Origin of the sequence: Paenibacillus prosopidis, assembly GCF_003337375.1 — a bacterium.
Taxonomy (GTDB): Bacteria; Bacillota; Bacilli; order Paenibacillales; family Paenibacillaceae; genus Pristimantibacillus; species Pristimantibacillus prosopidis.
On the sequence record NZ_QPJD01000008.1, the window covers coordinates 92507 to 118455 of the forward strand.

A 25949-nucleotide genomic window follows, 5' to 3' on the forward strand; every position below is an offset into this window, starting at 1 on the left:
GCTGCTTATGAAGAAACAAATACGCTGTATAGCGTTACTTATTATGATATGGGCATGCTTGCCGGGCTTCGTCTCGGCGCATGCCTATATTTTGCAATCGACACCTTTGCAGAATGCGGAGCTGACCGATTCCCCGTCCACCATTAGAATTAAATTCACAGAGAAAATCGATACGAAGCTCAGCACCATTACGCTTCATAATAGCGCCGACGGCAGCAGTATACCAGGCACGCTCAGCAGTGAAGGCGATGTCACGCTCCTCTATACGATTCCAAAGCTGGATAAAGGAGTCTACAAGGTAAGCTGGCAGGTGCTTTCGTTGGATACGCATATTACGGACGGCTCCTTCCGATTTGCTGTAGGAATGAAGCTGGAGCAGACGAAGCCGGACGAGACGATTTCGCTCGATGGCGATCCGGGCCAGCCAGGCAATTCGGCCGGTAGTGATAGCGGAGCGACTGCTTCGCCCAAACCGGGCGGCAGTCAGACGACGAAGCCATCGGCAATAGCAAAACCCAAGCCGAGCTCAAGCCCAAGCCCAAGCCCAAGCGCGGGACAGACTGCTGCCGGATCGGAGACAATGCCTTCACCGACACCAAAGCCAACGTTGGTTAATGATACGGGGAATGTTGAAAGCTCGCCTACTTCTTCGACGGATAAGGCTGCAAGCGAGTCAGGAGATGCTGACTCAGCGTTAGACGAGGATAATGGTTTGGCAGCGGGTGCTTCGGGAGGGCCGAAAGCAACCGATAACATAGGCAGCTTGGGCGCAGGTAGGACATCCGTGGATGAGTCCATTACAACGCAAGAAGAGGTGGATGAAGCGGCATTGACTGAATTATCAGCCCCTGACGAAGGCGGGTATAGTCATGCGGAAGGCGAACACAATCACGCGGGCGGAAACGGCTTAATGATCACGCTTCGCGTGTTCGATATTTTTACAGGAGCATTGCTCGCGGGCATTTTGTTTTTCCGGTATGTCATTTGGAGAGAACATGAAGCTGCCGCACCGTTTGGCTTCTCGCTGATGGCAGAACGAATCGTCATTGGAACGGCTTCGCTTATTTGGATCGGTTCGGGATTAATCCGGTTATCGATGCTCTCGGAGCATTTCGGCGGTTTGTCGCTCTACACGGTGGCAACTGGAACGGTGCTAGGAAAAGTCGCCTCGCTAAGGCCGGCAGGGGCGCTGTTCCTGCTTTTGCTGGCTTTCGCGCCTGTTCGTGAGCGGCTGTGGGCCAATCGGATAAAACTTGCTGCTGCGGCAGCGCTAATCGTTACTTTCCCGCTGACAGGACATGCTTATGCTTCTGTATCGGATGCGGCAGCCGCTGTCATTGCGCATACGGTTCACATGGGCGCCGCCGCTATTTGGTTCGGTGGCTTAGCGGGACTGCTGTCCCTCACTTTCGACCGGGAGGCTGTCACTCGATTAAACCGAATTGCGGAACGCTTCTCGGTTTGGGCACTGCCTAGTATGGCGCTTATCCTCGTCAGCGGGATATGGCTCTCGATTACCCGGCTTTCTTCATGGGGGCAGCTGGTAACAACGGAATATGGGCGGCTGATTTTAGCAAAATCAGGCTTCATGCTGCTCGTTCTCGTTATTGCCGCGCTTCATAAGCTGCTGTTCATGCCGAGAATCGCCCAAGCGGCCGCGAATCAGCCGCAGATGCGGGCAGCTTCTCGCGGACTGATGCTTGGTATTCGATTCGAAGTGCTTCTAGCCGTCTTATTGTTCGTTCTGGCTGGCTGGTTATCTTCAACCCCGCCGCCCCCCGACGCCGCATCGCAGCCTGGCGCGGAGCCGGTTTACTGGCATGTGATGGGTGATCAAGCACATATGAGCATGCGAATTTCTGACGATGAAGCTTCCGGTGAACAGGCAGCACGGCTTGATGTCTGGCTCCCCGAAGGCATGGGAGCGCCGGTCTCAGCTATTGCAAAAGTTACCGTTAAAAGCGGCGGGCAAGTATCAATCCCGCTGGACCTGCAGCCGGCAGCTGCTGAATTATATGAATACCCGGGCTTTACGAAGTATACGTATCTTGCGAAGGGAGTATTTATCGACGAAACGAAGGAAAGCCTGATTACGATTGACTTAAGTGATGAAGAAGGTAATAGCTTTCATTACGAACATGCTGTAGGCCGTTAAAAATAGCAAGCCGCTGAATAAACCTGGACGAAATGCTTGACTTCATCTGTTCATTCTGCTAATCTCACCTTCATGAAAAGGCGGGGGTAAGCATGATCATCGGCATCGGCCATGATTTAACGGATATAAAACGGGTAGCTAAAGTGTTGGACGGCCGTTTGGGTGGACGTTTTTTGAAAAGGGTGCTGTCGCCCCGTGAACAAGAGCTCGCGGTACAATATGCCGGCGAACGGCTGCATCAATTTACTGCAGGACGGTTTGCGGCGAAGGAAGCGGTCGCGAAAGCCTTTGGCTGCGGGATCGGCAATGTAATGGGCTTTACGGATATTGATATTGTCCCGGGAAGCTGCGGTAAGCCGGAGTGCAGCTTGTCGGAGGAAGCTTGGAGCCGCCTCGGCCATAGTCCCGATAAGGTGCGTATTCATGTAACGATTTCGCATGAGCGTACATTGGCTTCCGCTTTTGCCGTTGCAGAAAGGATAACGTTGTAACCTTTAGCCAATACTTGGAATGTAATATACCAGGTGTAGTCGAGAGGGGATGGCGGCGGTGAACGAGCAGCGGCAGCAGAAGGCGAAGCGTCGTTTCAAGACGGGACAGTGGGTTCAATATGACGGCCTGTATTCGGACGATTGGGGCGGCGATCTCATGCTGGTTCAGGGCGACCTGTTTCCGGCCCATCCTCAAATGGGCGATACGCATTGGACTTATGCCGGTCAATCTGCGCTCCATTTCACGAAGCCTCCGAAAAGAAAAGGCAACTATATTGACTACTAGCGTGCTGGAGACTTTTTTGACATTTATGCACCTGAAGCTATCCTGTATAAATACAGAAACTTCTCAATTTTTCGCTCAAAATGAGCACTATCCTGGATTTATCCAAAGTAGAAGGACCAATTAACTCCCAACTTAGGCTAAAACGGCACTTTTAGAGCCTTTATACTGGATGAAATCCAATATAGGTGCTCTTTCGGTTAGAAAGTGACATCTTTATTGGACAAAACCCATTATAGCCAGCCCAAAATGAAGATATGATGCTATGTTCGAAATCCAGAGAAGCGTAAAAAAAGCAGCTGACAGTATGTCGGCTGCTTTTTTGTGCTCCTATTTCTTACCGGCCAGCCACTCGGCAAGTCCTGCAATTTCCTCCGCTGAAAGACGATCCTTGAAGTCCGGCATGGAGCCTTCTCCTTGCTCAATTTGCCGGATAATATCCGAATTGCTCATTCGTGCGCCAACCTTCTGCAGGTTCGTATTCGGACCTACTCTTCCTTGAAGCTCGGAGCCGTGACAGCTGACGCAGTTTGCTTTGTATACCGCAACAACCTGGGTCGGTCCATTAAGCGCATCTCCACCCGCTGAGCCCCCGCCGCAGCCAGCAAGAGCAAGCAGCACTCCGGCAGCAGCAGCCAATTTCATCCCGGTATGTATCATACGTGCGTAAGACATTCATAAAACCTCCTCTAATTATTTCTTAATATTGAATTTTATTGTACTTATTTGAGGGCATTCACAGTACGTCCATATGAATTTATGACGTTAGTTCGTATAATAGAGTTGCTGGACAACAGCTAGCAGAGGACATGAATAACATTATAGCGCAGTATAACTTACAGGAGATCTTCATGAAACCGACAATAGAAAGTATTTTGCAAAATCAATTGAACCGCATTCACGCCGAAGTCATCATGACGGCTTATTCGGAAAGTATTCCAGGCTGGTCCGTTCAAAAATCAGAGCCGGACTTTTACCGCTTCTGCTACACGGATAAAGGACAAGGCTGGTTAGATATACAAAATGTCAGTTACACCATTCAACCAGGCACTCTTTTTTTGCTTCCTGCTGGTTCGCATCAGTCGTTCGGGACGGATGGGGATGAGCCGTTCGGGCGCTTCTGGTGTCATTTCCGTTTAGAGCTTGGCGAGATTCAGTTTCTGAATTCGCTGCAGCTGCCGGCTTTCGTTCACGTACAGGACGAGCAGATGATGAAGCAGCTTTTTTCTAAAATGATCGCGCTGCAAACTTGCGACTCCATCACGAGGGAGCTAAGGCTTAAGTCCGTTTTGTTAGAATTGCTTGCTTTCTATTTGGATGCTACCCACGTTCAGAAAGACTTTTTGAGCGATCAGGGATTCGGCGTCAAATGGAATGAAGTACTTTCGTATATCGAGTCGAATTTGCATACGAACATCCATATTGAGGAGCTTGCCAAGCTTGCCTTTCTGCATCCGAATTATTTCATTTCGTCATTCAAAAACATAATGGGCTGCTCGCCGATTCAATATGTGACCAATCGGCGAATGGCAGCCGCCAAACAGCTGCTTACGGACACGACGCTGCCTGTTGCTGCTGTCGCTGCGCATGTTGGCATGCAAAATCATTATCTGTCGCGACTGTTCAAACGATATACAGGCATCACGCCGGTTCAATATCGTCGAATCGCAAAGCAAGGAGCTGGTCAAACGACGGAAAATACAGGGACAACTAGCGAGGAGGAAAACAGCTAATGGAGCATAAGGATGTTAAAATCTATTTCAGCAGCGAGCTCCTTTCCTGGTACCGGCTCATTAAACGTGATCTGCCATGGCGGATGAACCGTGATCCGTATCGGGTATGGGTATCGGAAATCATGCTGCAGCAAACCCGTGTCGATACGGTCATTCCGTATTACAACACATTCATGAGCAAGTTTCCGACCGTTCAGGCGCTCGCGGAAGCGCCCGAGTCGGAGGTTCTCAAATGCTGGGAAGGGCTTGGCTATTACTCGCGGGCACGTAATTTACAAGCGGGTGCCAAGGAGGTAGTCGAGCGCTACGGAGGTATCGTCCCTGACGATAAAGCATCTGTAGCTGGTTTAAAGGGAGTCGGACCCTATACGACTGGCGCCATTATGAGCATAGCGTTCAACCGGCCGGAGCCTGCGGTGGATGGAAATGTCATGCGCGTGCTGTCCCGTTATTTTTGCTTGGAGGAGGACATCGCTAAGCCGGCAACGCGAGTTAGGATCGAGAAGCTCGCGGCCTCGCTCATTCCGGAAGGAGCTGCGGGTGATTTTAACCAGGCGCTGATGGAGCTGGGAGCGCTCGTATGCACGCCAAAGTCGCCAAGCTGTCTGCCGTGCCCGGTTATGGAGCATTGCGCAGCCCGACTTGATGGCAGGGAATCGGAGCTTCCTATTAAGACGAAAGCGAAGCCGCCGCGTCCGGAGCTGAGGGCTGCTGCTATCGTTTTGGGAAGTGGAGTCAATGCGGGCAAGGTGCTTGTAAGGCAACGTCCTGATACCGGGCTGCTTGCGCAGATGTGGGAGCTGCCGCATTTGCTGCTTCCGGCGGATAAGGCTGACTGGTTGGATGAGAAGGCGCCTAAGGAACAGGGTGAATTAGCGGAGCTGATCGGAAGGATGCTCGAGGAGGATACGGGGCTGCTTATTCGTCCGCGCCGCTGGTTTATGGATGCCGATCATGTGTTCAGCCATATCCATTGGAAAATGCGCTTTTACTTGGCTGACTTGGGCGATGAGTCTGGCGCTTACGCGCCCGCTGCTGAAGAGACGGTCGGCATAGCTGCTGAAGCAGAGGCTATTTATTCCGTGAACGCGGCTGCTGCTTCTGAGTACAAAGCGGGTGAAATGCCGTCCGTATACCGGTGGATTGATAAAGAGGATATGGAAAAATTACCGTTTCCGAATTTATTTTTGCGCATTTTGAAAGAATTTTGGGAATAAATGAACCTAGAGCGGGGGAAAAGCGAATGAGCGGTATGCTGGAGCTGCTTTTGCAGCACAAGATTGTAGCTATTTTAAGGGGAATCGAAGATCATCATGCAGATGATACAGCTCAGGCTTTAATAGACGGCGGCATTCATATGATGGAAATTACAATGAACACGGAAGGCGCGGCGGTCATGATCGAGCGGTGGCGCACGAAGTTTGACGGTAAGGCTGCGGTAGGTGCCGGAACGGTGACCGATGTCGTGCTTGCCGAGCAAGCGGTTGCTGCCGGAGCGCAGTTTCTCATTTCACCTAACTTGGATGAGGAAGTAATCGCTTATGGGCGTGAGCGCGGCTTGTCCGTATGGCCTGGCGTCATGACGCCGACGGAAATCGTAAAGGCATGGAAGGCAGGGGCCGATGCTGTGAAAATTTTTCCGATGGGTACCCTTGGCGTCGGTTATTTGCAAGAAATTCGCGGTCCGTTGAATGACATTCCGATGATGGCAACCGGCGGCGTAGATTTACATAATATAGCTGACTATTTTAAAGCTGGAGCAAATGCGGTCGGTATGGGAGGCAAGCTCGTTAACTTGGAATGGGTGCGGGAAGGCAAGTTTGATCAGGTGACGGAGCGTGCGCGGCAGTTTACAGATGCTGTGAAAGATTTATAGAGCAGGGGGAAAAAACGTGGGAATTAAAGGCTGGCTTTGGGTCGGCGCAATCATAGTTGTTCTGCTCGCGGCGCTTGTATGGCGAATTGGCGTACGAAGTCAGAATCCGCGTAAGCTTACGAACGGTGAGGCTCCTGACGTTGATACGCAGTGGCAATCCTTGTCGTTCACGAGCGGCGGCTCTAAGCTGGAAGGCTGGCTGCTGCAGCCTGCTCCAGGTACAGCAGCAGCATCGCCCGGCAGTCTTATCCCTCTCGTTGTAGTGGCGCACGGCTGGGGCTCCAACCGGACGAGAGTGCTTCGTTATGCCAGACCGCTTTATAAAGCAGGCTTCGCCGTATTTATGTACGATTCCCGCAGTCATGGCGACAGCGAGTCGATTAAAGCGCCGTCCGCTTTTATGTTTCGCGATGATGTAATGGCCGCGGTCGAAACGGCTCGCCAGCTTCCCGGCATAGATCCGGATAAGATAGCGGTGCTGGGACATTCGCTCGGCGGCTTTGGCGCACTGCTTGCACTCGATAAAGGGATGGAAGTATGCGCGGTAATAACCGACTCCATGCCGGTTCGCTTCGAGACGATGATGAGGGCTGAGCTGAAGCGCAAAAAAATTCCGGCGTTTCCGCTAGCGTATCTCATTCCGCCAATTTGGCTTATTCGCGCCCGTATTTCGCAGGCGCAGTTCCGTGCGGCAAATATTCCTGCTATATTGTCGAAGCGAGCAGGGAACGCCGAATCAGGCCGTGTACCCGTATTAATGATTCACTCGAACGGTGACGATTTCATAAGCGCAGAAGATTTGAGACAGCTGAAGGAGCAATTGCCTGAGGGGACGATAGACATGCTGTTCGTGTCAACTAAAGGGCACAGCGCGTCGGAGCAGGAACCTGCATTCTGGGAGCGGGTTATTCCTTTCTTGCAAGCATCTTTAAATTTACCTGCCAAAAAAGTAGCCTACGGCACGAAGCCGCAGGCTGTCAGAGAGAATATATAATAAAGGGGGGTCATGTTCTAATTATATAAGCACAAGATGAAATCAAGCTGAGAGTAATATTACAGTTTGATTACAAGGTTGTACCAAAATGATTTAAGAGCATAAATTATGGTGAGAGAAAATAAAGTTCTTTAATTGAAAATAAAGTTGTTTAACGGTTGCATATTGTACCGTATACGACGACTTGGATCAATGGATTAGAGTTTTCAAATTGGCAGCAAAGCAACTTAAGTGAATATGGATGCGACCCTAATTAATTGGGGTCGTTTTTCTATCTGTATTCTGCTACTAAATGGGAGGAAGAAGGTGGTGTGAGAAAATAAAGTTCTATGTTTCGATTTTCTACCCGATTCCGTGTTCCTGAGGCCAGAGACTATTGCACAAAATACCTGATTATGTACATATGTCCGCCATTGAGCTAAACGGGTAGTATAGTGGAGGAACGATTCGTAGTAAGAGGGGCTGAAGAAATGAGTAAGCATGACGATCTGTTCCAAGATTTGAAACAGATAAGGGATACCTGGGCAAGTGTGGACTACCTCGGTCCAAGTGCTGTTATACCTGAATGGTCAGAACTAAAGGGTGAGTATGAAACATTACGAAATACCCTCAAGAAGGGGTAGTACCAGCGTAGCTGACACTGCCCGCAAACGCATGGTATAAAATGGAATAAGCCCGAAGTGTATTGAATCGGGTTTATTCCATTGATGCTATTTCGCGGTCCCGCATAACATTACGAAAATATATGCTATGGAAAGTTCGCCGTGACAACCTAAAAGTTACAACATTTCTAACCGTTTGTCCGATCCGCTTTATTTCATCGTGTCTGAAATGAAGAACTTGATTACGTACGTCATCGAGTACTTCGAGAATATATCTCTCTCCAAGCAGGAAGTGCGGAGACATTTCGGCGCAATTACCAGTATATTCGTTGAAGAACGGACATTGCCAAAGTGGTGCATCTGACATAGAATTATATAAATGAATACGGCCCAAATGCTGCTTCGGAACACGACGCTTCCGATCAACAGGGTGGCCGTCAAAGTGGGCTACTCCAACTATTCTAGCTTTACTCAAGCCAATAAAATGGCGTCACTTCGATTGAGGACAGGAATTAAACATAACCATAACCGTCACGGACCAGTCCGTCCTGATTCAAGGATGTTGAGGACATTTGCTAGACACGAAGCTCCTATCTGCCCGCAGACAACCTTGAAGAATCAGGATAAGAAGGAAACTTATTAGAGGAGAGGCGAATGAGTAAAATTTGGCTTCGAAAGATGATCTGGTCATACATCCCGCTCTTTCTGATCGTTTTTTCTTTTTTACTTTTCGTTTTTCTTCGAGTAATCGTGGACCAGAATCGAAAGAATGCGAAAGAGTCCAGCGAGGTATTCACCGCCCAACTGCTGCAGTCGGTCAATGTTTCCTTGAAAACGGTGGATCACATGGTGATCCGCGAGCTTCTGAACAGCAAGGTGCTGGCCAGTTATTTCGAAGACAGCGGAACCGGCAACGTTTATTTAAACTATGAGGTTCTGGAGCGTCTCAACGAATTGAAGCAGGAAGTGCCGTTGATCGATTCCTTCTATTTGTACCGTTACAGTGACAGAACCATTCTTTCGGGAAATATGCGGAAAAACATCGATATATTCGAAGACCGGGCATTCGCACGGTCCGTTTCCGGTTTCCATAACGGACCTCTTTGGACCGATATGCGGGAGTATCGTGAACTCTCTTTCCAGAACACAAAGCGTGTCGTCAGTCTCGTTCATGAGGTTCCGGTTAGCTCCGGATCGAAAGGGATTATTGTGGTTAATATCGATACTTCTTCCATTCGGGCAACCGTGTCCTCTCTTTACGACGAATCCAATACTTATGTGAATATTTTTGGCCGGAACCGGCAACCGATTTATATCGGTAATTTGGAACCGGACCGCAAAGTAATGGCCAGCTTAACGTCTGATTACACCGGCTGGACTGTAGAAAGCGGGATGAACAGTGGACTGCTGGCCCGGTCAACATCGGTATTCTCCAGCGTTTGGTTTGCAGTCGGCGTACTTGTGTTTGTCGGCGGGCTTATACTCACCATCTACATTACACGAGCGAACTATAAGCCTCTTGAAGAGCTAGTGGTTAAGCTGAACCATTCGCTGTTCGACGGAAACGGCTCAGCAGGCAGCGTATCACTCGATGAGTTTGCCTTTATTGAATCCGCTATCAATAATTTTGCAGCACAGTCGAAGCTTGTCGAGAGGGAATTCAGTGAAGCGGCCATCCTGAAACGCAAACATGTCTTCAGTATTCTGATCCACGGCAATTACGAGAATGGAGAATTGTCGGAGACTCCTTTCGAGGGCTTGCAATTGCCGACATTCAATACGCTGAAGACGATTGTGATCGAAGTCGACAATGCGGAGCAGGCATTCTTTACATACAGCGGCCGGGACCGCTCGCTATTCAAATTCGTCGTCAGCAGTGTTGTCAACGAAATGATACAGCAGCCGGGTACATCCGTCTGGCTGGAATGGACATCTCCTACCCATTTGTCCGCTGTTATTTTCCAGAATGATCAGAAGGACCTCACTTCCGTCTATGAATCGATTGTCGACTGGATTGCCAAAAATCTCACGTTCACCGTTACCATTGGAGTCGGTCGTGCGACATCCCGTCTTGAAGATATTCGGTCTTCCTATGAAGAGGCTTGCTCGATACTGCATTTCAAGGCCGTGCTTGGTACGAACCGGATCATCCGCTACTCGGACGCCGAGCACCAGCAGCGGAAAAATGAGCATGAGCATCTCCGTGTGATTCACGAAATCTCGTCCGCCTTCCGCCTTGGAGAGGAACAGTGGAAGACTCTATATTGGAAGCTCTTCAACAATATTCGCGCAGACAAACCTAGAAAAGCCGAGATCGTCAAGCTAATCGATTATTTGTTCGCATACCTGGGACTTCATCACTCGAACGGGTCCAAGGAGGAAAACCAGATTGTCAAGCAGGCGCTCGAAGACGTCCGCGTCAAGATGGAGACGTTCGATACGCTGAACGAACTGAGCCAGACGCTGTTCGCGGTGCTGGACGAATGCAGCAGACAGCTCCAGGAATTACGCTCGCCGCGAGCCTACTATAACTTATTGCAGGACATCAAGGAGTGCATAGAGAACGAGTACGCGAACCCGAATTTGTCGCTTGATTTCCTGAGTGATAAATTTTCTGTTAATTCCAAATACCTAAGCAGATTATTCAAAGAAACATTCGGCGAAAATTTCCTTGACTTCCTGGCTTCCTTAAGGATTGGCAAAGCAAAGGAGCTGCTGATCCACAGCGAGGTTCCGATCCAGGAGGTGGGCGAGAAAGTGGGATACCCCAATTCCGCGACCTTCCGCCGCGTATTCCGAAAGATGGAGGGACTGCCGCCGCAGGATTATCGCAGTCGAATGCAAGAGTAGGAACTCGCTTGCTTGCCGCCTGATGCGGCTCAAGCTTGCCCGGAGGGTGGACAATGGTCAGAAGTCGAACGATTGTATTATCCGTGACGATTACGGCTGCGATCGCGCTGATAAGCTTAATGTTATGGGTCATCTATGAGAGAGGCCTTCCGGCCGGCGGATCCCTCAATCGCGGCGCAGAGACGGTCATCCGCAAGCCGGGTGAATTCCCCATCGCCGACACGCGTGTGAAGCTGGAGGTATTGGTGGGCTCCGACCTTACGAAAGAGGAATTGGACAATAATTGGTTCACGAAATATGTGGAACAAAAGCTCGGCATTGATCTCCAGTTTGTCATTGCCAAAGAGAGCGAGCTGGACAAAGTGGAAGACGTGTTGTTTGCAAGCGGGGACTACCCGCCGATCATTCTCGACGGCAGTCTTACACCCGATGAACAGGTGCGATATGGACAAAGGGGCATCTTTCGTCCGCTGAACGGCTTAATCGACCAATATGGCGACCGTCTGAAGGAAATTTTCCGCCAGAATCCGGGTTTGAAGAAGTCGATTACGGCTCCCGACGGCAATATTTACGCGCTCCCATCCGTCAATGAATGCCTCCATTGCTGGTATGCGCAGAAGCTGTGGATCAATACCTCCTGGCTGAATAAGCTGAATTTGCAAATGCCAAGGACGACGGAGGAGCTCTACCATGTGCTTCGCGCCTTTAAGCTGAAGGATCCGAATGGCAACGGGCTCCAGGACGAGATTCCGCTCAGCGGAGCCGTGAACAGCTGGCATACGGAAATCACGGGATTTTTGATGAGCGCCTTTATTTATAACACCGACACGAATTACTTCTATGTGCATGACGGCACTGTCGGAATAGCTGCCATCCAGCCGGAATGGCGGGAAGGGCTTGCCTATATCCGCAAGCTGTTCCGCGAGGGATTGATCGACCCGGAAGTGTTCACCCAATCCATTGACGGGCTAGTGGAGACGGCATCCCGCAAGGATAATGTGCTTGGCGCGGTCACGTCGGGATATGCCCGGATGGTTTTCAACAGCAGCGCCGGCTACCGGAGCGGCAATTACGAGGCTGTCCCGCCCTTGATCGGTCCTTCCGGCTATCAGGCTGCCGGGTTCTTCAGCTCATTCGACCGCGCGGTCTTTGCCGTCACCGATAAAGCAACGGCTGCCGAGGCGGCTGCCGCTCTACGGTTGGCCGACTTCCTCATGACGGAAGAGGCGACGATCCGCAATGAGTGGGGACCCGAGAATAAGTGGTGGCGGAAAGGACGGCCGGGGGAATACGACGAGCACGGAAGGCCGGCAAAATATCGGCTGGATCCCGAATTTTCCAGTTCGTCCGCGGCGAACGATGTCTGGGCTCAGATGGGCCTGCTCTATCGGGATCGGGACCTACGGGAGTCGTGGGCCGTGTCAGCGGATCCGAATTCGTTCGTAGACTACGAGCATCGGCTCTATGTGGAGACGCTGCGGAAGTATGCAGGCAAGGAACCGGATGAGGTCTATCCCGACTATATCTTCATGGATACCACTGCCTCCGAGGAAGCCGCCCGATTGATGGCTCCAATCGACGAATATATTCGAACAAACCTGGTTCAGTTCATTACAGGCGTGAAGGATACGGATGCCGATTGGGACGATTATGTGGACGGGCTGAAGCAGTTGAAACTCGACCGGTACATGGAGATCCATCAGAACGCTTACAATGCCTTTAAACGAAAACAATAACAGGCCTTGGTTCAGAAATCCCTCTGAATCAAGGCTTTTTTTTGTTTGAAGAATACTGATCGGTGTGCGAAAGATGAGCGGTTCCTTGAATGTATACGCATGAAAACGCTTTTTAGAAATGTGCTCTGCAGTAGATTTCTGTTCGTTGACGGTCTCGGCTGGAGTTCGCTATTGTTAGGCCAGTCAGATTGAGAATCTACTGCGAGGAAAGGGCGTGGTCGGGCAGATGGAAACAACTCGTGTTATGGATGTGCGCGGCGAATACAAGAGAAGCGGATTGCCGTCCGTCAGACGGATGTGGAAAGGGATCAAGCGGCATTGGCAGCTGTACCTGCTCATTATTGCTCCAATGGCCTACATTGTGATCTTTAAGTACATTCCCATGTACGGCGCGCAAATTGCGTTTCGGGATTACAGCGTCATTAAAGGATTTACAGGAAGTGATTTTGTAGGACTGAAGCACTTTCAATCGTTCTTTCAATCGCCAAACTTCTGGCTGCTGATCAAGAACACACTCGGAATCAGCTTGTACTCGTTGGCCATCGGCTTTCCTGCTCCGATTATTCTGGCGCTGGCCCTTAATGAGATCAAGAGCGTGAAGTTCAAGAAGACCGTCCAGATGGTAACCTTCGCTCCCTATTTCATCTCGACCGTTGTTATGGTTTCTATGATCATTATTTTCCTCTCCCCGCGGCTCGGCTTCGTGGATTACATTGTTCGCGGGCTCGGTGTCGAGTCCATTAACTTCATGGGCACGCCGGGTTATTTCAAGAGCATCTATGTCTTCTCCAACGTCTGGCAGGGAATCGGATACGGTGCCGTCATTTACCTGGCTGCCCTTGCCGGCATTAATCCCGAGCTGTACGAAGCGGCAAAGGTGGACGGCGCTTCACGATTTCAGAAGATGCGGCACGTCGATATGCCGGGCATAGCTCCGGCGGCAATCATCCTGCTGATTCTAAGCGTCGGCCAGATTATGAACGTCGGTTTCGAGAAGATTTACCTGATGCAGAATCCGCTGAACGTCAGCACTTCGGAAGTCATATCCACTTATGTGTATAAGATGGGTCTGCTCGGAGCGAACTTTAGCTTCTCGTCTGCCATCGACCTGTTCAACTCCGTTATCAACCTGATTCTTCTCATTACCGTCAATTCGATTGCCAAACGCATTTCCGAAAGTAGTCTGTGGTAAAGGAGCAACGATATCCATGAACCGTGTAACCGCAATACGCGAATCGGTCGGCGACCGTATTTTCCTTGGGCTAATCTACATCTTTCTCTTCTGTGTGCTTGCCGTGGTCATTTATCCGCTCATTTTCATCCTCAGCTCCTCGTTCAGTTCGCCACAGGCTGTCACCAGCGGACGAGTCTGGCTGTGGCCGGTCGACTTCAGTCTGATGGGTTATAAGGTAATCTTCTCTAATCCGGCCATTCTGACCGGTTATATGAACTCGTTCATCTATACCGTGTTTGGTGTCACGATAAACATTGTCATGACTGTGGCAATCGCCTATCCGCTGTCGAAGTCGACGTTCGTGGGGCGCAATGTGATCATGATGATTCTCGTCTTCACCATCCTGTTCAGCGGCGGGCTGATTCCGACGTATCTCACAGTCAAGGCGGTCGGCATTCTGGATACAAGGTGGGCCATGGTTTTGCCCGGAGCGCTGGCAGTCTTTCAGGTCATCGTCGCGCGTACGTTTTTCCAGTCTACCATTCCTAAGGAACTTGGCGAAGCAGCGGAGCTTGACGGATGCTCGGATATCGGGTTTCTGTGGCGAGTCGTCCTGCCGCTCTCGAAGGCCATCCTCGCCGTACTGATATTGTTCTACGCGGTAGGCAACTGGAATGCTTACTTCGACGCGCTGATCTATTTAAAGTCACCTGAACTGTATCCGCTTCAGATCATTTTGCGCAACATCCTTATACTCAATTCCATTGACGCCTCTTCCCTCGTGGACGCCAATCAGATGGCCGCAAGACAGGGGCTGCGCGATCTATTGAAATTTTCGCTTATCGTGGTCGCGACGGTCCCCATTCTGTGTATCTATCCGTTCGTCCAGAAGTTTTTCGTCCAAGGGATCATGATCGGCTCTATCAAAGGATAGCCGGCAGTAATCGCACGAAGGGTGGTGAGGCCGGAAGCTGGTAGGAAAAATGACAACAAGCAGAATAACGGTTCAAAGAACGGCCTAAGCAAAGGAAAAAGAGGAGGAGTCATCTTGGAACAGAAACGGAAAATCGGAATGGCCGTCAGCCTCGTGCTGATCGTTGCCCTGCTCCTGAGCGCATGCAGCGGGGGCAACAACAAGGCGGGAAATACCGGTAGCGGCGGAGCCGCCAACGCGGAAGGTGATCAGACGCAGGGAAGCAACGGCCCGGTTACGCTGGATGTATTCCTGTCGTTATCTCCCCGCGTCGAGAATATTAATACAAATGCCGTTACCAAGTATATCGAGGATAAGCTGAATATCAAATTCAAATTTGACGCTGCGCCGAGTGCGAGCGCAGGGGATAAGAAGAAATTGATTATGGCAAGCGGCGATTACCCGTCCGTGTTCCTTTCCGGCGATTTCACGCAGTCCGAACAGATCGATTACGGCCAGCAGGGAGTGCTGCTGCCGCTTAACGATCTGATCGATCAATACGGCAATGAGATCAAAAAAGCGTTCGAGGATGATCCCGATCTCAAAGCGGCCATTACGGCTCCGGACGGCAACATTTATGCGCTTCCGCACGTGAATGATTGCTTCCATTGTTGGTATTCCCAGAAAGCATGGATCAACAAGGCATGGTTAGACAAGCTTGGATTGGCTATGCCAAAAACGACGGACGACTTCTATAACGTACTCAAGGCATTTAAGACGGGGGACCCGAACGGCAACGGCAAGGCCGATGAAATTCCCTATGCCGGCGCCATTGGAACGTGGCATGGCGTTCCTTCAAACTTCCTGATGAACGCGTTTATTTATGACAATGACGAAGACTTCTTCTTCATGAAGGACGGCAAGGTTGATCTGGCCGCCAATAAGCCGGAATGGAGACAAGGTCTCGAATATGTGAATAAGCTGTACAGCGAGGGACTCATCGATAAGGAATCGTTCACGCAAAACAGTGACGCGCTTACGCAGGTAGCCAATCAAGAGGGCGATAACGTGCTGGGCGCCATCGCCGGCGGTATTCCGAGTCTGTATTACAGCCTTGCAGCCGACCAAACGCGCCACAAAGACTTTGTAACTATTCCTCCTCTGACGGGTCCGAACGGCGTCGCTTATACGGCTTACTTGAAATCGTATGGCAACGGGCAATTCGCCATTACAAACAAGGCGTCCAAGGAACAACAGATTGCGGCGTTCAAGATGGCGGACTACATGTGGTCCGAGGATCATGCGATCACGAACGAATACGGATTGGAAGGTAAGTACTGGGAGAAGGCGCCTGCGGGAACTGTCGATGTCCGTGCCAGACCGGCGAAGTATATGCTTAAGCCTGAGTATTTCAACATGGTTTCCTCTACAACGAATAATGACACGTGGGATCAAATGGGCATCACACGCCGGACGCGCGATATCCGCGAATCCTGGGTTGCTCCGAAAGATCCGATGACGCAGGAAGGGTATGAGTACAGACTGTTCCTCGAAACGAAGAACAACTACGAGAACAAGCAGCCGGAAGTAACCTTCCCGCTCGGCATATTCATGGAAACTGCGGATGCTACGGAAATTAACCAATTGAAGCCGCAAATCAATGATTACATCCGCTCGAATATGGCGCAGTTCATAACCGGATCGAAGAAGCTGACGGACAAAGAGTGGGACGCGTACGTGAAGGGCTTCGATGGCTTGAATCTGAAGCGCTATCTGGAAATTTACCAGAACGCGTACGACAAAATGGCAAAGTAACGGAGTTAATGAAGGTAAGCGGTAGTCAGGCGAGGCTGCCGCTTATTCATCTGAAGACGGCGTCAAGTCGAATTTCGCCAATTGACGGAGCAGCTTTACCCGGTAAACCGTGACAACCATTGAGGAGGTTTTTCGTTTACTGAAGACAGAAATTGCCAAGGGTCCCAACCTTTGATTCACTGAGGACGTTCGAATGCCCGGACTGGTCCCGGGACGCCAAGCTTGGCATCTGGTCGCACTGGGGTGCTCAATCCGTCCCGATGTACGGAGACTGTTACGCGCGCAACCTTTACGTCGAAGACTCGGAACAGTACCGCTATCACATTCGGCACAACGGACATCCGTCGCAATTCGGCTACAAAGACATCGTGCAGCTGTGAAAAGCCGAGAAGTTCGATCCCGATTATGCAGCGATTAAAGAACTTTATTTTCATTTATACATCACCATTGTTTGGGGTTGACTGGTCCATTAACGAACTTTAACTTAAAATGGAGCTGGATGGGCCGTAAAAATATCACGTCAAATCAACAACGCGATTAAACAACTTTATTTTGTCTCACCATAAATAGAATTGGGTGAGAGAAAATAAAGTTCTTTACTCAACTCACCAGTTGATCAAAAAAAGTTTTTTAATTAGTTCTCACGTAAGCCCTAATAAGGGTTGTATAAGACGAATTAAATGCAAACAGTCCTTTTTAAAATGGCCGCTTTTTGTCCTAGCTTGGGCCTTGCTTGATTCAGGGGCGTAATCCTTAAGGATTAACTCATTTTTTGAACAAATGCGCAGGGGTTAAGGCGGGGGATTGAGTTTTACGTATGCCGATAATTTATCAGCCTCTAATCGATTAGAGACTACCGGTATTACTGGAATTAGTTGGAGATGTGCTCGAGTCGCTTCCGCCGGTAGAGATTATGAACTTATCAAAAGCGAGTATCGCTTTTTTAAATGCTTGTGAAAGCTTCCACAGACTATCCCCGGAAACAACTTCGTATATGATAGGAATCCTTAATTTCTGACCAACTACTATTAAATCCGATTGTAAGCCGTTAATAAGTTTAAGATCTTCTACAGAAGTCCTATAGGTATTTGCGATTTTCCATAAATAATCCCCTGATTTCAACTCATATATATTTCTCGGATTATTAACTGCATGAGCATTAGGTATATTCATTAGACGTGCATAATTGGCGTTCCGCAGTGCATGATAATTACAAAACAAGGATTTAATTTACAAAGGAGTACTTATTATGAAACTGAGGAGTTTTTATTCGCTCTTTTTTTTATGTTTGCTCTTATCCGGATGTAGCGACCAAAGTGTGGAGCCAGCGCCGATCCCGAAATACAAGAAGCAGGCAGTCAAACATAACATTTCACAAGCTAGCGTGAAAGCCAGCAATGTCCCAATTCATGATTTTTACCTTTCACCCCAATATTCGAACCCCCGGACCCAGAAAGTCACACATGTGATGATTCACTTTATTTCGAATGCCATACAGAAACCACAAGACCCTTATGATGTAAAAGATGTGTATCGCATTTTTCTTACCACCGGAACCTCGGCTAATTACATGATTGGACGGAACGGAGAAATTTACCGATTGGTGAGTGAAGACCGCGTCGCTTTTCACGCTGGAAAAGGGAGTCTTCCAGGATTCCCAGAGTATCAAAACAAAATGAATGAGTATTCGATTGGAATTGAGATGCTAGCGATTGGAACACGGGATGAGATGCTGCCTGTCATGCCTGGAAAAACGTATGATTTGATAGCCCCTTCTATTATCGGATATACCGATGTTCAGTATCGCTCTCTAAATCGCTTATTGGATGAGATTCTCAAACGCCACCCTGCTATTCAACGGGACAGAAAACATATTGTCGGCCATAACGAGTATGCTCCGGGAAGAAAAACGGATCCTGGGAAGCTATTTGATTGGTCACGCATCAATATTAGTCAGACTAATCGTGGAATCCATACCATTCAAAAAGGAGAATCAATATGGCTTATAGCTCAAAAATACGGCACATCCATACAATCCATCGCAAAATGGAACAAGATTGATCCAAACGAACCTTTACAAGTCGGACAACAATTGAAAATCCCAAACTATACAGTAAGGTGATATTGTGGAAAATAGCGCAAAAATTTGGTGTAAGTACACAGACGATTATCAAAAATAAAAATCAAAATCCGAGCGTTTACCTAAAGTCGGGTAAAAGTTAATGATCCCTCAATAATGCTTAGAGCAGCACGTGATTGTAATTGCTGCTCCTTTTTTTGTTGTTTTATTTATTGCGAAATGATTTGATTTCTCGGCAAGGTATATTTCCGTGGCTTGCCTGTTTGTATGTTTCCTCGAACAAATCATAAAATTGGTTCAATCAGCTAAACACTTTGGAATTAATTCAAATTAGGGTCAAGGGTTCTACTTGACCTTGTTTTTTCCGTAACAGCATGTCCATCTACGAATATTTCCATGTCAAATCATCCAAAATAGAAGGAAAATGATCTGCATGGAGGTGCCTTAGTGCTGAAAATGAAAAGATGTTATACACCAATCATAATCGCCCTTTCTATTCTTTCCGCATGTTCCAATGCTGGTCAAGAGCAATATACGCGCACTCAAAACGCGCCTTCCGGATTTGAAATACAATCCGCCGATGGGATAGAGCCGAGTGTTGCCGGCAACATGAATGCGCTGGCGGGAGGTTCGGAGACGACGGAACGCGTTCTTCGCCCGATTAGCAATTACGAGCTTCAGAAGAAATTCCCGAATATTCTTGTGCTGCGCGGTTCCTTGCAGAAAAATCGCATAGCGCTGACGTTTGACGATGGTCCTGACCGCCGTTTCACCCCGCAAGTGCTGGATGTTCTTAAGAAGCATAATGTGAAAGCGACATTCTTCCTGATGGGCTCCAGAGTAGAGGGTCATCCAGATATAACGAGAAGAATTCATCAGGAAGGTCATTCTATAGGTAACCATACGTATTGGCATCCAAAACTGTGGCAGGAAAGCATTGACCGCATGAGGTGGGAGGTTACGCAAACAGACGCAGCAATTCAAAAAGTGGTAGGGTATTCGCCGAAGCTCTTTCGTGCACCGTACGGGGGGGTGAATGATCAGCTTCTAACGGAATTTGGGAAAATGAATTTCAGCGTCATCGGCTGGTCTGTCGATTCCATGGATTGGACGCAGATCGATTCCGCTACCGTGCAGAAAAATGTTTTGAGTAATTTGCATCCGGGCGCCGTCGTTCTTATGCACAGCGGCGGTCACTGGACGCAGGACCTCTCAGGGATGGTCCAGGCGGTGGACGCACTTATCCCCCGATTAAAGAGAGAAGGCGCGGAGTTTGTTACGATTCCGCAAATGTTTAATCTGCCGGAAAGGAAATAAAAATATTTCGAAAGCGTCAAAAAAATGAAAATCAGAGCAATTCGAAGCTATCCTATGAAAACGAAAAAACGGCCCTGTCGCAATCGATGCGAACAGCGGCCGTTTTTTTGAATTGTTCCACGGAAGGAAAATCGGCGCTCACGACCGAATTCGGAGAAATATCAAGGTGTCTCCTTTAGAAATGTCTAGCCTACATTTGATCTCTCCTTGAAATATATTACCGGCAGCCCTAGGCAGAATACTAGAATATTCATACAAGTTTAATGCGAAATGTAAATAAAATCTCTGGAACACGAATGAATGAAGTATTATTATTTGAGCTCAGTTCCAGGATCAACAAACCGGTGAAAGAGGAATTTGGATACATCCTTTCCGAATCGGTATGAAATCTTACAAGGTCAAGTTAGCGAGTAAAAGCACGTCTTTAATAAAGTCGTCCAGAAGCAAATGATAAGTAGAGTTTGGAGTAGTGATTTAAGGATAATATAATATAGAATGATTAATAAAATGGACATAATGCTTTCTGGGAGGTCCTTACCGTGAATGCTCTGTTGCCACATATATCGAGGAATTCCTTACGCTTCAAGTTGACAGCTTTGGTCATGGCTATTATTTTGCCCATACTTGCTTTGTTGCTATATAACACCTTTTATGCCATTGACGTCGTTAGGGATCAGGTTGCACAATCGAATAAAAATTTGATTTCCCTCTATATGGGACAGATCGATGACCGCCTTGATGATGTTGATAATTATTTAATCAGTCTTGCGGCTAGCAATCTGGATTTGCACAACATATCGGACAATCGTTCTCCGAAAGAGGAACTGTTAAGTCAAATCCGGCTGTCCAGAAAATTGTCCGATGATGTGCTGGTCTATAAAACGATTGACTCTTTGTTTATATATATGGGAAAGGATGATTTGCTGGAAGGCATTAACCTAAGCGCTTCTTATAATCAGAGAGAAGCGGTGCGTGATTATTTAAAGCATTACCTTAATTCAACTGATCAGCTTTCCAAAGATTGGAGTATCCAAAAACTTGGCGATGAATATTATTTGTTACGTATACTAGCTACTGAACATGCCTATGTAGGTGCATGGGTAGATATCAATCAGTTGCTGATGCCTTTAAAGCTAATAAATCTCGGTGAGAAAGGCGTTTCTTTGATGGTGACGGATAAAGGTATACCGACGATTCATGCGGAGCTTGTAAATGAGAATCGTATCAATTTGAATAGAAACTTCGAAAGTTATTATATGTCCGGGGATAAAAATCGTTTTCTGGTCGTAGGCGAGCACTCAATGAAGGGGAATTTCAGCTTGTTAGCGCTCATTCCAGATGAACAGATATTAGAAAACTTGCCTTATTTGCAGCAAATTGTCACTTTTATCTCTCTGGGATCCATCTTACTGCTGCCAGTTTTCCTCATTATGCTGCGCAAAACGGTCCTGCGTCCGCTCAACCGAATCATCTCAGCAATGAAGTTGATTGGAGAAGGGAACTTGAACATTCGCATACAGCCTCACCGTACAAGTGACGAGTATCAGGTCGTAAACAATTCGTTTAATAATATGATGAGTCAGATTGAGGAACTGCGTATTAGCGTTTATGAAGAACAGATCAATAAGCAAAAAGCAGAGCTGCAGCATCTGCAGTTACAAATCAATCCTCATTTTTTTATGAATTCACTAAACATCATTTATACGCTTGCCCGTTCGGGTAAGACGAAGGTGATCGAGGAGATAACACTCTGCTTGGTTCAATATTTCAGATATATGTTCAGAAGCAATCTATCGGTCGTGCCGCTCCAGGATGAGCTGAAGCATGTTCGGAATTATTTGCGAATTCAGGAACTACGGTCGCCAACTGGACTTATTCCGTCCATTGAAGTTTATGACAACGTTGCGGATGTTTTTGTCCCGCCTCTTCTTATCCAGTCATTTGTGGAAAATACGATTAAACATGCCGTAACATTGGATACACCCGTATACTTGTTCATTGACATTCGGATGGATCATAGCGAAGTAGCATCGAGAGTGCATATTAAAATTAGAGATACGGGTGAAGGCTTTTCCCAGGAAATGCTTCAACGGCTTAGAGGAAATGAACCGATTCGAGACGATCAGGGCGAGCATATTGGCATTCGTAATATTCAACAGAGGCTTTATCTTCTATATGATGGACAAGCAGATATCATATTTTACAATGGAAATCCTTCCGGAGCCATCATTGAAATTTATTTGCCGCTCGAACAAAACAACTTGAAGAAGGTGAATAATGGATGAATCTGCTAATCGTAGATGACGAGAGTATTGTAATTGACAGCCTTATATCCGATATTAATTGGTCTAAGCTGGGTATTACAGGTGTGTACACAGCATTCAACATTCGACAAGCGAAGGAACTCTTCGAAGGTACGGCCGTTGATATTATGCTATGTGATATCGAAATGCCGCAAGGAAGCGGATTGGATCTGCTTGAATGGGTGAGGGAACATTCGGAGACAACGGAATCAATTATTATGACTTGCCATGCTGACTTCCATTTCGCCAAACGGGCGATGAAGCTCGGCAGCTTGGATTATATATTGAAGCCCCTTCCGTATGAGGAGCTTGAGATAGTCGTAGCGAAGGCAGCAGATAAAATTATTAAAGATAAAGAAACCGCCAACCTGGGCGAGAAGTGGTTTCGTCATCAATCCATATTGATGGAGCGATTTTGGATTGATGTATTGAATCGTTCTATTTCTTTGCAAGCTTCTCATATCGAAAAAATTGCAACGGAACGCGGTATACCGTTTTGTGCATTAGATAAATTCGTGCCTGTGCTTATTAATATTCAGAGATGGCACAAGTCCATCAATCAACGCGATGAACGCATATTGGAATATGCGTTAAAGAACACGGCTGAAGAGATCATGAAGGGCGAGTCTTCCGTAATCCAGGTTATTCCTTTTACAAAAGGATCTCTGCTCGCAATAATATCTTTTGATGAAGCTAACTATAAGGAACAAGAGCTAAACCGTCTTTGCGAGCAATATATCACAGCTTGCCGCAGTTACTTCTTCTGTGATCTGACCTGTTATATTGGAGGGCAGGTTTATGTGAACCAGCTTCCTGAGCTAGTTGATGAGCTGATCGTTACCCAGAGGAATAACGTGGCACATAATAATAAAGTTATGCGACTTGGGAGCGAGCCGCTACGCATTAGCTCGGCGATCCAAAAACCGGACCAGCAGATGTGGACGGTGCTGCTGCGTGAAGGCTCACAGCAAAAAATCGTGATGGAAGCGGAGCGTTACTTGGTGAATCTTGCACATGCTTTCGAGCTTGACGCGAGCGCTTTGTATCTTTTTCAGCAATTTATTACACAGACTCAGTACTATATGATGAGACAGGAAGGTGCCCCTTTTCAATCTTTGTTCGGAGATATCAAACTGGTGGAACTGTCCAAGAATGCAACGAAATCGATTCCCGATTTCCTCGCATGGATTTCCGGCTTCACGGAAACTATATCAGCATTAAAGAAAGAAAAGGACCCGAATCATAGCGTGATAGAGCATATCATGGCATTTATCGCGCAGCATCTGGACATGCCATTGACCAGGGAAGAGATCGCCCAGCAGGTGCATTTAAATCCGGATTATCTTGATCGCTTATGCAAGAGAGAGAAAGGAATGTCCGTAAGGGAATTGCTTGTGTTGGAGCGTCTAAAATTTGCGGAATCGTTGCTGCTGAAAACGGAGATGCCAGTCAGCAGGGTAGCTGTAAGCGTCGGATATTCGAATCTGTCGCATTTTTCGAGGAGATTTAAGAAGCATACCGGGATGAATCCGTTAGAATATAGGCTTAAGTCTCTCACGTAGTCCTAAATTTAAACAAAAAGCCGACCGTTCCGGTCGTTTTTTTATTTATATCGACATACTTATTGGTCGAGATCAGGCAAATGAAAGGTCGATCACGGAGCAGTTGGCTTGTTCCATTCGCATTACTATAGAGAATATACAACAAGTGAGTTGAGGAAAGGGAGGATTGTTCGATGACACAGGTCATGAGGGCACAAGAGAAGCAGATCAGCGTGAAGAAAAAAGCCATGAAACTAAAGAAATATATGCCGCTAATATTGATGACGCTGCCGGGTATTTTGTATTTAATCATCAACAACTATTTACCAATGTTCGGAATCGTAATCGCCTTCAAGGATGTTAATTTTTCGAAGGGCATATTGGGCAGTGAATGGATCGGCTTCAAAAATTTTGAGTATTTGTTTAAGACAAGCGATGCCTTCATCATTACGAGAAATACGATCTTGTACAACACCGCATTTATCATTATTAATTTAATTGTAGCTGTAGGCATCGCTATTCTGCTCAATGAAATTCGAAATCGATTTCTGTCGCGGTTTTATCAGAGCATTATTTTGTTACCGCATCTTATTTCCATGGTCATTGTCAGCTATCTTGCATTCGCTTTATTAAGCGCTGAAACTGGATTTATAAACAAAACGATTCTTCCAATGCTCGGGCTAAACGAAATTTCTTGGTACACGGAATCGCAATATTGGCCATTTATTTTAACCGTCATCAATGTTTGGAAAAGTGCAGGATTTCTGTGCGTAGTTTACTTGGCTGCAATAATAGGCATCGATCAGGAGTATTTTGAAGCAGCAACGCTCGACGGCGCGTCCAAATGGAAGCAAATTTTGTTGATAACGATCCCTCTAATTATGCCGGTTATTACGATGATGACGCTGCTGGCGATCGGGCGCATTTTCTATTCTGACTTCGGCCTGTTCTATCAGGTTCCGCTCAACGCCGGTGCATTGAACAGCACAACAAACGTTATTGACACATATGTCTATCGAGGCTTGATGCAGCTTGGTGATATTGGGATGTCGTCTGCTGCTGGCGTATACCAATCGATTGTCGGTTTTGTATTAGTTCTAATTTCCAACTATGTCGTTCGCAAAATCAACAGTGATAACGCTTTGTTCTAGAGAGGAGCTTAACAATTATGAATGCAGAAAATCGGATGATCCAATCGGTTGGCCATATTACGATGATCATCATTTCGGGTGCTTGCCTTATACCGTTCCTGCTGCTGGTCGTATCCTCATTGACGAGCGAGCAATCTATCCTTAGCAATGGGTATTCGTTTTTCCCGCAGGAGTGGAGCTTTTCCGCTTATGAATATTTAGGGAAAGCATCCGAAGAAATTTTTAGGGCTTACGGGATAACGATATTTATTACGCTGACTGGCACGGCGACTAGTCTAGCGATTACATCCCTGCTTGCCTATCCGATGTCCAGAGGAGACTTCCCGGTAAAAAATCCGCTTGCCTTCTTCGTATTCTTCACGCTTCTATTCAATGGAGGTCTAGTTCCGACATACCTGATCTACACGCAATATTTTGATATGAAAAACACGATTTGGGCGCTGATTATTCCAGGGCTGCTAATGAATGGCTTTAATGTATTGCTCATGCGGACGTTTTTCATGACCTCCATTCCGCTGCCGGTTATCGAGTCTGCAAATATCGATGGAGCAGGAGAATTCAGGACATTTTTTTCAATTGTCATTCCGCTCTCGATGCCAATAATGGCCACCATCGGATTATTCCAGACGATCGCCTATTGGAATGACTGGTTTAATGGGCTTGTTTATTTGACAGACCCGCAGCTGTTCAGCATTCAAAACATTTTGAACCGAATACTGACGGACATACAGTTTTTATCGAGTGGGATGGCGGACTCGAGAGCTAGCGGTTCAGCACAGCAGCTGCCAAGCACTTCAGTACGTATGGCAATTGCCGTAGTTGGTGCTATTCCAATATTGATTGCTTATCCTTTTTTCCAGAAGTACTTCATAAAAGGAATTACGATCGGAGCGGTGAAAGGATAAAAGATTTTTTGATCCGAGGGAACGAGCACA

21 protein-coding genes are annotated in these 25949 nt (G+C 47.5%); 20 read left to right on the forward strand and 1 reads right to left on the reverse strand.

The window, feature by feature from the left end; genetic code table 11:
- The first annotated feature begins 7 nt into the window (after positions 1 to 7).
- From DFP97_RS14035 to DFP97_RS14045, 3 genes are all read left to right on the forward strand, one after another.
- Positions 8 to 2155 (forward strand): copper resistance CopC/CopD family protein, encoded by a 2148-nt coding sequence (locus DFP97_RS14035; protein ID WP_114380779.1) that lies wholly within the window; start codon positions 8 to 10, stop codon positions 2153 to 2155.
- Positions 2156 to 2247: 92 nt separating this feature from the next.
- Positions 2248 to 2646, forward strand: a complete 399-nt coding sequence (gene acpS, locus DFP97_RS14040) for a holo-ACP synthase (protein ID WP_114380781.1) — start codon at positions 2248 to 2250, stop codon at positions 2644 to 2646.
- A 58-nt stretch (positions 2647 to 2704) separates the two neighbouring features.
- Entirely contained in the window at positions 2705 to 2932 is a 228-nt protein-coding gene (locus DFP97_RS14045; RefSeq protein WP_147275057.1) for a hypothetical protein, read from the forward strand.
- Positions 2933 to 3259: 327 nt separating this feature from the next.
- On the opposite strand, the gene DFP97_RS14050 is transcribed toward DFP97_RS14045, so the two are convergent.
- Entirely contained in the window at positions 3260 to 3604 is a 345-nt protein-coding gene (locus tag DFP97_RS14050) for a c-type cytochrome (protein ID WP_245976225.1), read from the reverse strand.
- A gap of 176 nt (positions 3605 to 3780) precedes the next feature.
- On the opposite strand from DFP97_RS14050, the gene DFP97_RS14055 reads away from it, so the two are divergent.
- From DFP97_RS14055 to DFP97_RS14135, 17 genes are all read left to right on the forward strand, one after another.
- Positions 3781 to 4662, forward strand: a complete 882-nt coding sequence (locus tag DFP97_RS14055; RefSeq protein ID WP_181873519.1) for an AraC family transcriptional regulator — start codon at positions 3781 to 3783, stop codon at positions 4660 to 4662.
- Positions 4662 to 5879 carry an A/G-specific adenine glycosylase gene (mutY, locus tag DFP97_RS14060; protein ID WP_114380786.1) on the forward strand — a complete coding sequence of 406 codons (1218 nt, stop codon included), beginning with the start codon at positions 4662 to 4664 and terminating at the stop codon, positions 5877 to 5879. The genes DFP97_RS14055 and mutY overlap by 1 nt, the downstream gene beginning before the upstream one ends.
- 26 nt (positions 5880 to 5905) lie before the next feature.
- Positions 5906 to 6538 (forward strand): bifunctional 4-hydroxy-2-oxoglutarate aldolase/2-dehydro-3-deoxy-phosphogluconate aldolase, encoded by a 633-nt coding sequence (locus tag DFP97_RS14065; protein ID WP_114380788.1) that lies wholly within the window; start codon positions 5906 to 5908, stop codon positions 6536 to 6538.
- A gap of 16 nt (positions 6539 to 6554) precedes the next feature.
- Complete coding sequence (locus DFP97_RS14070) at positions 6555 to 7532, forward strand: alpha/beta hydrolase (RefSeq protein ID WP_181873520.1); 978 nt, start codon at positions 6555 to 6557, stop codon at positions 7530 to 7532.
- Between the two features lie 470 nt (positions 7533 to 8002).
- On the forward strand, positions 8003 to 8155 hold the full coding sequence (locus DFP97_RS30755) for a hypothetical protein (RefSeq protein ID WP_181873521.1): 153 nt from the start codon (positions 8003 to 8005) through the stop codon (positions 8153 to 8155).
- A 633-nt stretch (positions 8156 to 8788) separates the two neighbouring features.
- Entirely contained in the window at positions 8789 to 10984 is a 2196-nt protein-coding gene (locus DFP97_RS14075; protein ID WP_114380791.1) for a helix-turn-helix domain-containing protein, read from the forward strand.
- Between the two features lie 53 nt (positions 10985 to 11037).
- Positions 11038 to 12720 (forward strand): extracellular solute-binding protein, encoded by a 1683-nt coding sequence (locus DFP97_RS14080; protein WP_114380792.1) that lies wholly within the window; start codon positions 11038 to 11040, stop codon positions 12718 to 12720.
- Between the two features lie 244 nt (positions 12721 to 12964).
- On the forward strand, positions 12965 to 13912 hold the full coding sequence (locus tag DFP97_RS14085; protein ID WP_425453527.1) for an ABC transporter permease: 948 nt from the start codon (positions 12965 to 12967) through the stop codon (positions 13910 to 13912).
- Positions 13913 to 13928: 16 nt separating this feature from the next.
- Entirely contained in the window at positions 13929 to 14828 is a 900-nt protein-coding gene (locus tag DFP97_RS14090) for a carbohydrate ABC transporter permease (protein ID WP_114380794.1), read from the forward strand.
- 114 nt (positions 14829 to 14942) lie between these two features.
- Positions 14943 to 16622, forward strand: a complete 1680-nt coding sequence (locus tag DFP97_RS14095; RefSeq protein ID WP_245976227.1) for an ABC transporter substrate-binding protein — start codon at positions 14943 to 14945, stop codon at positions 16620 to 16622.
- Positions 16623 to 16774: 152 nt separating this feature from the next.
- Positions 16775 to 17002, forward strand: coding sequence for an alpha-L-fucosidase (locus DFP97_RS14100; protein ID WP_245976229.1), 228 nt, complete (start codon positions 16775 to 16777; stop codon positions 17000 to 17002).
- An 869-nt stretch (positions 17003 to 17871) separates the two neighbouring features.
- Positions 17872 to 18744, forward strand: coding sequence for an N-acetylmuramoyl-L-alanine amidase (locus DFP97_RS14110; protein WP_181873522.1), 873 nt, complete (start codon positions 17872 to 17874; stop codon positions 18742 to 18744).
- A gap of 414 nt (positions 18745 to 19158) precedes the next feature.
- Entirely contained in the window at positions 19159 to 20019 is an 861-nt protein-coding gene (locus tag DFP97_RS14115) for a polysaccharide deacetylase family protein (protein WP_245976259.1), read from the forward strand.
- 539 nt (positions 20020 to 20558) lie between these two features.
- A complete protein-coding gene (locus DFP97_RS14120; protein WP_245976231.1) occupies positions 20559 to 22304 on the forward strand; it encodes a sensor histidine kinase in 1746 nt (581 codons plus the stop codon).
- On the forward strand, positions 22301 to 23884 hold the full coding sequence (locus DFP97_RS14125) for a response regulator transcription factor (protein ID WP_114380800.1): 1584 nt from the start codon (positions 22301 to 22303) through the stop codon (positions 23882 to 23884). Before DFP97_RS14120 ends, DFP97_RS14125 begins: the two co-directional genes overlap by 4 nt.
- 227 nt (positions 23885 to 24111) lie before the next feature.
- Entirely contained in the window at positions 24112 to 25014 is a 903-nt protein-coding gene (locus DFP97_RS14130; RefSeq protein ID WP_425453528.1) for an ABC transporter permease, read from the forward strand.
- 17 nt (positions 25015 to 25031) lie between these two features.
- A complete protein-coding gene (locus tag DFP97_RS14135) occupies positions 25032 to 25919 on the forward strand; it encodes a carbohydrate ABC transporter permease (protein WP_114380802.1) in 888 nt (295 codons plus the stop codon).
- Positions 25920 to 25949: the final 30 nt, after the last annotated feature.

What these genes read in the sequence shown, in the direction of transcription:
- DFP97_RS14035 (WP_114380779.1), top strand. Translation starts at nt 8, where the DNA reads ATGAAGAAACAAATACGCTGTATAGCGTTACTTATTATGATATGGGCA.
- acpS (WP_114380781.1), top strand. Translation starts at nt 2,248, where the DNA reads ATGATCATCGGCATCGGCCATGATTTAACGGATATAAAACGGGTAGCT.
- DFP97_RS14050 (WP_245976225.1), bottom strand. Translation starts at nt 3,604, where the DNA reads ATGTCTTACGCACGTATGATACATACCGGGATGAAATTGGCTGCTGCT.
- DFP97_RS14055 (WP_181873519.1), top strand. Translation starts at nt 3,781, where the DNA reads ATGAAACCGACAATAGAAAGTATTTTGCAAAATCAATTGAACCGCATT.
- mutY (WP_114380786.1), top strand. Translation starts at nt 4,662, where the DNA reads ATGGAGCATAAGGATGTTAAAATCTATTTCAGCAGCGAGCTCCTTTCC.
- DFP97_RS14065 (WP_114380788.1), top strand. Translation starts at nt 5,906, where the DNA reads ATGAGCGGTATGCTGGAGCTGCTTTTGCAGCACAAGATTGTAGCTATT.
- DFP97_RS30755 (WP_181873521.1), top strand. Translation starts at nt 8,003, where the DNA reads ATGAGTAAGCATGACGATCTGTTCCAAGATTTGAAACAGATAAGGGAT.
- DFP97_RS14075 (WP_114380791.1), top strand. Translation starts at nt 8,789, where the DNA reads ATGAGTAAAATTTGGCTTCGAAAGATGATCTGGTCATACATCCCGCTC.
- DFP97_RS14080 (WP_114380792.1), top strand. Translation starts at nt 11,038, where the DNA reads ATGGTCAGAAGTCGAACGATTGTATTATCCGTGACGATTACGGCTGCG.
- DFP97_RS14085 (WP_425453527.1), top strand. Translation starts at nt 12,965, where the DNA reads ATGGATGTGCGCGGCGAATACAAGAGAAGCGGATTGCCGTCCGTCAGA.
- DFP97_RS14090 (WP_114380794.1), top strand. Translation starts at nt 13,929, where the DNA reads ATGAACCGTGTAACCGCAATACGCGAATCGGTCGGCGACCGTATTTTC.
- DFP97_RS14110 (WP_181873522.1), top strand. Translation starts at nt 17,872, where the DNA reads ATGAAACTGAGGAGTTTTTATTCGCTCTTTTTTTTATGTTTGCTCTTA.
- DFP97_RS14115 (WP_245976259.1), top strand. Translation starts at nt 19,159, where the DNA reads ATGAAAAGATGTTATACACCAATCATAATCGCCCTTTCTATTCTTTCC.
- DFP97_RS14125 (WP_114380800.1), top strand. Translation starts at nt 22,301, where the DNA reads ATGAATCTGCTAATCGTAGATGACGAGAGTATTGTAATTGACAGCCTT.
- DFP97_RS14130 (WP_425453528.1), top strand. Translation starts at nt 24,112, where the DNA reads ATGAAACTAAAGAAATATATGCCGCTAATATTGATGACGCTGCCGGGT.
- DFP97_RS14135 (WP_114380802.1), top strand. Translation starts at nt 25,032, where the DNA reads ATGAATGCAGAAAATCGGATGATCCAATCGGTTGGCCATATTACGATG.